The organism is Mesobacillus persicus (assembly GCF_900109925.1).
GTDB classification, from domain to species: domain Bacteria; phylum Bacillota; class Bacilli; order Bacillales; family Cytobacillaceae; genus Mesobacillus_B; species Mesobacillus_B persicus.
Genome location: NZ_FOBW01000028.1, coordinates 16,221 through 25,529, shown reverse-complemented (window position 1 = coordinate 25,529; position 9,309 = coordinate 16,221). Strand labels below are relative to the sequence as shown.

Below are 9,309 nucleotides of genomic sequence, written 5' to 3'. Positions count from 1 at the left end.
TAATTAAGGTTAAGACCTAAAGGTTCTCCCGAGTTGCCGTAATATATCAGTGTGTAACGTGCCATGGTCACCGACTCCGAGGAAGTTGTTATTCTCTCGCCATTTACGAGAATAACAATATTGCCTTCTACACTCCTGAGTGCATCGGCCTTCCCAACTAACGCGAAATTTCGAAGCTCAATCCCTTCAACCTAACGGCTTACGGCCCATTACCTAGCTGTCTACGCTTAAAAGCAGAGTGTTACCACCTGCCCTCCAAGACTCGCTACGAGTGAATGGCTAATTCTTTCTCGACGGGAATCCCACCCGCTATATATTACGACCTATGCTCGGTCGCTCCAGGAGTCTGCGCGCCTTCCACTCCAATCAACAGGTTTTTCACAAATTTACTCCTAGGGTAATCTTATGTCAAAATCCCTTTTGTCTACAAAAAATAGCTCAGTTTTCAATAACTGAGCTTTTTCTAATTGTTTATTTAATTTAGTAGTTGTTCTAAGTTAACTGCATGGTTGTAATGCATGTGTCGTCGCCTTCAAAGGTGGACATCTCTAATTCTGCTGATTTTCCATCTTGTGTGATGGTTACCTGGTAATTCTTGTCTCTCGGTAGCCATAAATCGATAAAACCGTTGGCTAGAGAGGTTAAAGTTTCGTCTACAATAACATTGCCTTCTTCGTCTTCAATTAATACGTCAAACTCTTCTTCTACCAATTCGCCTTGACAACCTGTCAAGCTATGAGTTTGTCAAGGATGGGTTTGATCGATAAACGGGGCGATTGACACAAAAAATTCGTCTTCAGGTAAGTCATACGTTTCCTGTTGATCATCGCCATTTTTTACAACAAGTTGATGAGAATTGATGGAAGCGCTCTGAGCTTCTAGATTTTTAACACTATAATCGTTTACCAATTGCTTAATGTCTAGCGTTTCATTTTCTGTTGCCACGTTATTTTCACCTGTTGTACCGTTACTTTCACTTTCGTCGTTTGCACCACATGCCGACAATAACATTGAGGCAGTCAAACCAATGGCAACAAAGATTGTCTTTTTCATTATCATCACCTGCTATCTCATTCTATTTAAGGCTCTTTTATTATACAATTCTATTCATTGTAATTATGTGCATTAATTCACAACCACACTAATATTTTAACATATTTCTATGAAATATAACTATCATTTTTTCGTTGGCTACCTAGTAAACTATCCACTAAATAAGTGACCCACCCATTAGAAACCTTTTGGGAGTCTGTGATAACAATAGCTACTACTCAACCGTCCAATCAATGATTTTAAAGGAAGGGACGGAAGCATAAAAACTACGCTTCCTTAATAGAGTTCTGTCCTATAATCTTCCTGCAGTTCTTCGTTCAATTCTTTTTCAGTTTTGTTTGGAAGTTTCGTGTGCGCTAAGAGAATCTTTGCTGAGTTTGGCAATGATCCCTTTTCACTCCATGTTTCTGGTTCCCATAAGCCTGACCGCTTCATCGCTTTGGCACAATGGATAAAGCATTCCTCTACTTCAATGGCAATTCCAATCAAAGGTTTTTTTCCTTTCACAGCCATGCGCTCAAGAAGAACTTCATCCTTCACCAAGGAGGCTTTGCCATTTACTCTTAACGTCTCTCCTAAACCGGGAATCAAAAACAACAGCCCTACATGAGGGTTTGAGAGAATATTTCGCATCGTATCCATTCGTTTATTCCCTGGTCGCTCTGGAATCACAAGATGCTTATCATCTAGAACAAGAGCAAACCCCGGTTGATCTCCACGAGGGGAAACATCACTATAACCTGAGTCATCCGAAGTCGAGATGACAAGAAACGGGGAGCGAGAAATGAAATCCTGACAATGCTCGTCTAAATAAGAAATCACCTTTCTCCTAACCAGCTCACTCTGCTCCCCCATAATCGAACGTAATTCATCCTCGGTTTCAATTTTCTCTCTCCATGTACTAGTCATTACCAACATCTCCTTGGGATTCTTTTAAGCAGAGGGACGGTTCTCTTGCTTCCTATAAGGAAGCAAGAGAACCGTCCCCAATGTAATTGGCGACAATTAAGCCGCTTTCTACTTGGATGCGCACGAGTTTTTGGATGGGGATAAATGAATAGTCGAGCTCGCTTTCGAGCGCGTCGCAATAGTCCTTTAAGAATTTCTCCGCTTTTTCGTGAGTCTCCTTTAGTGTGCGAACGGCAGTTTCATCTCTAGTTTCTTGTTCTTGTAGTCGTTCGATTTCATATTCACATGTTCGGACCGTTAACCCTAGGTACAGGCCGTTATAGAACTTGGCCGCATAAAGGTTATCGAACACCTCTGCGATAGTTGCTGGCTTTTCAAATTCGGGATTGCTCTCGGCCCATTTCACCTTGGCTTCACTTCCATCGCGAACATATTGGATGACTTCTTCGACAAGTTTAACAAATGGGTTCTTGTTGGTAACAAAGGTTCGAACTTCATTCAATAACTCATCAAGGCGAGAAAAGTGAGCTTTAGATAATTCAACATTTTTCAAAATCGCCTCTTGTCGTGTCATGTCACTCTCACTCATATCCTCGATTCGCGAATCAAAGAAATAAGGAAGTTCCGTTAGCAGAGTGATACAGTTTGTAACTGTCGATGCATAGTCTGAACTCGATGTACCATTTTTAAAATTTGGCGCCTCACCAGTGAATTTCTCCGTGAAATCGTAGGCATCACCAATATTCATTGTTTTAAAAATCGCGGGTGAAAACTTCGTAATAAACGGTTCCTCTGGTTCTCCTAAATTCAAGGGAATCTCTTGTTTAACGGCAGAATTCCTAAGAGAGTCATACACCTCCGGCAGATCCTGCGAGAGGTACCAATACGTCCCACCAAACCCGGCATTATGGAGCGAATACATAAAATCAGGTTTCGTCTCTTGGATTAATTTCATTAATGCCTCTGTTTCGGGAAGTGGTTTATGAAAATGGAGCTCTTTATAATCAATCGGAAACGTCCATTCCACCTGTTCATACCCAATGGGGCGGTAATAATTTTTTGTATACGTATAGACATTGAACGGACCTTTAAACCAATTTTCATTCAGACGAACACCATCAGGGTCAATACATTTAATCAAATACCAAGTGAAGCCGAGTCCTTCCCGCAACTCATCGTTTTCTGCTAGTGCACGAGAAAAGTACTCTAATGTCATCGCTCCAATTGGTTCATTCGGGTGTGGGCAAGCGAAGCATAACGCATTCTTCGGTCCATTCCCTATTTTTATCCCTAAAATTGTATGACCCTCGCGCGATTGACCAGCTTCAAAAACGGTGACAATGTCTGGGTACTCTTCAGCTAGCTTCCGACTGCTTTCATCTAGTTCATCTACCGTTAGAAAAGCTTTGTAATCAGGAACTTGATCCACTATCGATTGAAAATTCATGGGTAATTTTCCTTTCAGTTCGACAAGTATTTTTTACTTTGTCTTCATTAGTAAATAAACAAAATAAGGTGCACTTAAAAGCGAAACAATGATCCCAACAGGAATCTCGGTTGGCGCTAATAAATTCTTCCCAATCGTATCCGACACCATTAGCAACAAGGCTCCTAAAAGCGTTGAGACCGGAATAATATATTGATGCAACGGCCCCATGATTTTTCGAGCAATATGAGGAATCACCAAGCCTAAAAAGGCAATCCCCCCACCTGCGGCAACGGATGCACCAGCTAGGGCAACAGCAATAAATAATAAGAACCGTCTTTCGCTTTCAACCGAGGTACCCAAACCAGAGGCTACCTCATCTCCTAAATTCATCACATTTAAGGAAGGAGCTTTATGAAGGGCGATTGGAATTAACACCAACATCCACGGTACTAAAGCGAACACCATGTTCCAACTGGCGTTCCAGATATCCCCGGTCAGCCAGACGGTCGCTTGGCGAAAGTCTTGCGGATCCATTTTTAATTGAAAAATCGTCAGAAAAGCAGCAAATCCTGCATTGACACCGATCCCAACCAAAACGAGTCGAATCGGGTTTACCCCCTTTTTCCACGCTAAGGCATAGATAATGACCGCTGCAACAACCGCTCCAACTAAGGCCGCAACCGGCATGATAAAAATTGAAAACGAACTAGTGGGATCAAGTTGATTTTTAAAAAAGTAAAGAAACAACACGACTGCAAGGCCAGCCCCTGTATTGATTCCCAAAATCCCAGGATCCGCAAGCTCATTTTGCGTGATTCCTTGCAAGATGACACCAGAAACAGCTAGTCCCGCGCCAATAAGCAACGCCAACAAAATCCCCGGCAAACGGAAGTCAAACAGTACAAGCTCCTGCCGATCCGTCCCTTGGTTAAAGAGTGTTTTTATCACATCACCAGGTGCGATTTTGATAACACCTGTACTTAAGCTGACAAAGAACATTACCACAATCAAAGCGAACAATAACACCATTACGGACAATAATTTTTTCTTTTTCTTCGCTTCAGCTAGATTCATTATTTTCCACCTCCGCTACCGCGAGCTAAATACAGGAAGAATGGAACTCCAATAAGGGAGGTAATCGCTCCCACAGGTGTTTCAAAGGGAGCATTGACCAGTCTAGATACAACATCGGATAAAACGAGTAACAACGCCCCAAACAGGACCGATGTCGGAATGATCCAGCGATAATCCGTTCCGATAATAAATCTTGTAATATGGGGAACAATGAGTCCGACAAACCCGACAGCACCAGCAATTGAAACGGCTGCACCTGTGAGAATTAAGATCGCAACAATCCCGAGGATTTTTATCAAAAAGTTGTTCTGCCCTAATCCTGTGGCAATGTCTTCACCTAAGCTGAGCAAAGTGATCGATTTCGAAATCGATAAGGCGAGTAGCAACCCAACTCCACCTGAAATTAATAAGATCTGAACAGATGTCCAACTCGTCCCATCTAGGCCCCCTGCAAGCCAAAAGCCCATTTCTTTTTCCAAATTAAAATGGAGGGAAATAATTGAAGACACGGAGCGTAACATCGTGCCAATTGCCACACCTGCTAAAGCTAATTTTACCGGCGTTAGACCACTAGCAGAAAAGGAACCAATCATAAAAACAAGGGCAACGGCGATTCCTGCCCCCACAAAAGACGATCCGATTAATCCCATGTTTGATATACCAGGAGCAAACGCTAGCATTAACACGAGGGCAAACGCGGCCCCATCTGTTACCCCCATAATCGAAGGAGAGGCTAATGGATTTCGAGTCATCCCTTGCATGATTGCGCCAGATACTGCTAAAAACGCACCAACAAAGGCAGCTGAAACGGCCCGAGGCAAACGTAATTCTTGGACTACCTGATGAGAGGTCAGCTCTGGATTGAAATGAAAAACAGCTTGCCATACAGTTGCAAATTCAATTTTGGTGGATCCATAAGAAACTGAAAGGCCAATTGCAACAATTAAAGCAAGGATGGTTAAAATATGAATGATGATTTTTGAGATGTTCGAATGATGAATAAATGATCGCATTTCTCTCTCCTGTTCTGCAAAGTTCTTAAAACTGTCATATAAGAATAACGGATCTAATTGACTATGTAATTGAAAATGATTATCATTAATCGTGAAATTATAACATAGAAGGAGACTTACCTATGAAAACGAATATGAAATTTCATCGACTTTTTATCACTATTGTCACTTTTGCTTTAGTACTTATTATCTCTGCATGTGGAAATGAAGATACATCCCCTGAAACTGAAACAGAGGGTGAGGCTAATAATACAGAAGTTGTACTAGATTCCGCAATGGGTGAAGTGACCCTACCAGCGAATGCCGAAAAAATTATGGCTCCATACCATGAAGATGCTTTATTGGCACTAGGTGTTACCCCGGTTGCAAAGTGGTCCATTGGCCAAATGGTTCAAGATTACTTAGAGGCAGACTTAAAGGATGTACCGGGAATTGAATGGAATCTTCCATTAGAGCAAGTCCTGAATCATACGCCAGACCTTATTATTTTACAAAACAATATGGATAGTTACGAGGGAACTTACGAAGATTATAATAAAATTGCAGCTACTTACTTAATGACAGAAGAAATGGTAGCTGACTGGCGTAAACAAATTGAAACTTTTGGAATCATTCTTGGCAAAGAAGACGAGGCACAAAAAGTGTTAGCTGACTACGAGGAAAAAGTTTCAAGTGCCCATGACCAATTGTCAGAAACTCTTGGTGATGAAACCGTAGCTGTCATTTGGACGGCTGGGGATCAATTCTACTTGTTTGAACAAAATCGTCATAGTGCAGAAGTACTTTATTCTGAATTAGGTGTCAACCAGCCAACACTTATTGAAGAACTAGGGGTTGCCGCTGCAGCCTGGAACCCGATTTCCGTTGAAAAACTATCTGAACTGGATGCGGACCATGTCATTCTTTTAGCTTTAGAAGGTGAACAAGGAATTCAAACATTAGAAAACAGCTCTGTATGGCAGAGCACACCAGCTGCTAAAAATGGAAATGTTCACATTATTAACGATCCTAGCAACTGGACAAATAAAGGCCTAATCGCTTCACAGCAAACGATTGATGATGTATTAAGTGTTCTGGGAGAATAATCATTATCACTCCCTGTCAATTTCAATCCTAAACTCTTTCAGGCTTGAGTAGCAAAAAAACTGTCTCCAAAATGATTTTGGGACAGTTTTTTTTATTCTCCCTTTGTAAATGTGTCTATTTCTTTAAATGAAAACTGTTATCATTGACTGCAGGTTTGAAAGCCAATACAATAATGGTATACATTTCGGCTATACAGGTGTGTTTTCTATACGCACAACAAAGGGGAGATTCCAATGCATTCACTATCAGCAAAGGATTTAACATTAGGTTACGGTGAAACAGTTATCATAGATGGTTTAGATATAGAGATTCCTAAAGGGGAAATTACCGTTTTAATCGGCGGGAATGGTTGTGGGAAATCGACATTGTTACGTTCTTTGGCACGATTACTCAAACCTAAGAGCGGAAATGTTCTCTTAAATGGTGAGGAAATTGCCAAGATGAAAACGAAAGAAATTGCTAAAAAGCTTGCGATTTTGCCACAAAGTCCGGTAACACCTGAAGGGTTGACGGTTTATGAGCTTGTCAAGCAAGGCAGACATCCACACCGATCAATCATGAAACAGTGGACAAAAGAAGATGAAGATGCCGTTCAGCAAGCACTAGAATCAACGAACATTCTTCACTTACAAGATCGGGCGGTCGATTCATTATCAGGTGGTCAGCGCCAGCGTGCCTGGATTGCGTTAACCTTGGCACAACAAACAGATATCATCTTATTAGATGAGCCTACCACCTATTTAGACATGACTCATCAAATTGAGATTCTCGATTTATTGTTTGACTTAAACGAGCAAAAAGGCCATACCGTGGTTATGGTATTACACGATTTAAACCTAGCAAGTCGATATGCCCATCATATGGTGGCAGTAAAAGACAAAAAGATTTATGCACAAGGAACACCCGAGGACATCATCACTTGTGAGTTGGTCCACGACGTTTTCCAAATGAAATGCAACATCTCTTGCGATCCAATTTTTGGTACTCCCGTATGTGTACCACACGGCAAAGGACGCTCAGTGGGTGCCAATCAAAAGAAACGTGCGGCAATATAAGCAGCAAAGGGACGGTTCTCTTGCTTCCACGACACTCCGTGTCAAGGAAGCAAGAGAACCGTCCCTTTGTTTTCTACTATTATCCTGATTTTTATGGTACATTAATAACAGTTATATTTGAAAGGGGTTTCCTATTATGAGCAACAACGAAACACAAAACACATTACCGCCAAAGACTTGTTCGATTGAACGTCTAGTGACAATGCCGGAGGACGTGAAAAAAGTACTTGAAGGCAAAAAGACTGCTACTCGCCGAAATGGCAGATACGCTGATGTTGGCGAAATCATGGTCCTTGAGGATAAGAAATTCAAGGTTGAGCGCGTCTACTCGCAATCATTGGGTGAGCTAACGGATGAGCATGCAAAACAGGAAGGCTTTGAGACTGTTGAAGACTATAAGCAATCAATCTTAGCTTACCATCCTGGTATGCCTTGGCTTCCACAAATGAGAGTCTGGGTACATGAGTTCAGCGCTGTAACTGAGTAACAGCCCTGTTATGGATTTTTCATATCGCTTCATCATCTACCTGCACGTACTAAGTGCCATCGTTTCAATTGGCCCATTTTTCATTCTCGTGCCGGTTATAAAAAAACTTAAGGCTTCAACTGGAGAAAAGCTAGCAGCCTATCTTGACATTTTCAGGTTTGCTGTCTGGCTCTCCAAACACTCCGGGCATGTTTTAGTTGGTTCTGGCGTGCTATTGGTCCTTTTAGGGCCATGGACATGGCAGACTCCGTGGATCATTATGACCCTGGTGATTATGTTCGCCTCTCTATTTTTCCTGGCACGAGCCTTTTCACCCACTCTGCAGAAATTGGCAGAAGATGGACAAGATAAAGCAATACTAATTGCCAAATTAAACCGCACCACCTGGATTTATATTATACTTTTATCCGCAATGCTATGGTTTATGGTCGTGAAACCGCCGTTATGGTAAGATGGTTACTAAAATCTCGCATTATTTTCAGGTACCAATGAAAATGACTAGTTTTATAGAAATAGAATAGCGCATGAAACGCATGGACCCAATCCATGCGTTTTTTTATTTAGGCGCTTTTCTCAAACTTTGTTGCTTATGGAGATGAAATAGGATTGATATGGCTATGTTTTTACCGCAATCTAGCTTTGTATTAAGAGAAAAGAGCATTGCATGCAAACTTAGTTTAAACACTTTTGTTTGGGCGGGCACAGGGATGAACCTCATGCATAGACTATTGAGCATACTTCATTAGGAGGCAAAGAAATGTTCATGAATCATCACTTTCCATTAATAACAGGCCAATACCGACAATTCCCAGGAACACCTTATCCCGGCAATCATTCACCTCACTTTACTAATCCAAACTACTTACCTGGCTACCCTGGACCAAACAACGGTGGAGCTTTCCCAGGATACCCAAACTTTGAAGGACCGCTTCCGGGGCCGAATAATGGCGGAGCTTATCCAGGATATCCAAACTTTGAAGGGCCGCTTCCGGGACCGAATAATGGCGGAGCTTATCCAGGATATCCAAACTTTGAAGGGCCGCTTCCGGGACCAAACAATGGCGGAGGTTACCCAGAATATCCAAACTTTGAAGGACCGCTTCCCGGACCGAACAATGGAGGGATCTCCCCAGGATATCCAAACTTTGAAGGACCGCTTCCGGGGCCGAATAATGGCGGAGCTTATCCAGGATACCCTAACTT

Annotated in this window: 9 protein-coding genes and 1 pseudogene; 5 read left to right on the top strand and 5 right to left on the bottom strand. The window is 42.0% G+C overall.

The window, feature by feature from the left end; translation table 11 throughout:
• Window positions 1–492: 492 nt before the first annotated feature.
• From BMX30_RS23735 to BMX30_RS22295, 5 genes are all read right to left on the bottom strand, one after another.
• A complete protein-coding gene (locus BMX30_RS23735) occupies window positions 493–1,053 on the bottom strand; it encodes a CueP family metal-binding protein (RefSeq protein ID WP_170843978.1) in 561 nt (186 codons plus the stop codon).
• A 276-nt stretch (window positions 1,054–1,329) separates the two neighbouring features.
• A complete protein-coding gene (locus tag BMX30_RS22310) occupies window positions 1,330–1,962 on the bottom strand; it encodes a pyridoxamine 5'-phosphate oxidase family protein (protein WP_090750468.1) in 633 nt (210 codons plus the stop codon).
• Between the two features lie 52 nt (window positions 1,963–2,014).
• Complete coding sequence (locus tag BMX30_RS22305) at window positions 2,015–3,409, bottom strand: M14 family zinc carboxypeptidase (RefSeq protein ID WP_090750466.1); 1,395 nt, start codon at window positions 3,407–3,409, stop codon at window positions 2,015–2,017.
• Between the two features lie 33 nt (window positions 3,410–3,442).
• Window positions 3,443–4,465 carry a FecCD family ABC transporter permease gene (locus tag BMX30_RS22300; RefSeq protein WP_090750464.1) on the bottom strand — a complete coding sequence of 341 codons (1,023 nt, stop codon included), beginning with the start codon at window positions 4,463–4,465 and terminating at the stop codon, window positions 3,443–3,445.
• Window positions 4,465–5,478 (bottom strand): FecCD family ABC transporter permease, encoded by a 1,014-nt coding sequence (locus BMX30_RS22295; RefSeq protein WP_090750462.1) that lies wholly within the window; start codon window positions 5,476–5,478, stop codon window positions 4,465–4,467. Before BMX30_RS22295 ends, BMX30_RS22300 begins: the two co-directional genes overlap by 1 nt.
• A 122-nt stretch (window positions 5,479–5,600) precedes the next feature.
• Here BMX30_RS22295 and BMX30_RS22290 point away from each other — a divergent pair, with 122 nt between their 5' ends.
• The 5 genes and pseudogenes from BMX30_RS22290 to BMX30_RS23730 all read left to right on the top strand — a co-directional run.
• Window positions 5,601–6,563 carry an iron-hydroxamate ABC transporter substrate-binding protein gene (locus tag BMX30_RS22290; protein WP_244532696.1) on the top strand — a complete coding sequence of 321 codons (963 nt, stop codon included), beginning with the start codon at window positions 5,601–5,603 and terminating at the stop codon, window positions 6,561–6,563.
• Between the two features lie 234 nt (window positions 6,564–6,797).
• Window positions 6,798–7,619: an ABC transporter ATP-binding protein gene (locus BMX30_RS22285; protein WP_090750460.1), complete on the top strand. Its 822-nt coding sequence runs from the start codon at window positions 6,798–6,800 to the stop codon at window positions 7,617–7,619.
• Between the two features lie 136 nt (window positions 7,620–7,755).
• Window positions 7,756–8,106, top strand: a complete 351-nt coding sequence (locus tag BMX30_RS22280) for an ASCH domain-containing protein (protein ID WP_090750457.1) — start codon at window positions 7,756–7,758, stop codon at window positions 8,104–8,106.
• A 10-nt stretch (window positions 8,107–8,116) separates the two neighbouring features.
• On the top strand, window positions 8,117–8,557 hold the full coding sequence (locus BMX30_RS22275; RefSeq protein ID WP_090750455.1) for a DUF2269 family protein: 441 nt from the start codon (window positions 8,117–8,119) through the stop codon (window positions 8,555–8,557).
• A 306-nt stretch (window positions 8,558–8,863) separates the two neighbouring features.
• A pseudogene (locus BMX30_RS23730) lies at window positions 8,864–9,309 on the top strand (hypothetical protein); the annotation flags it as partial.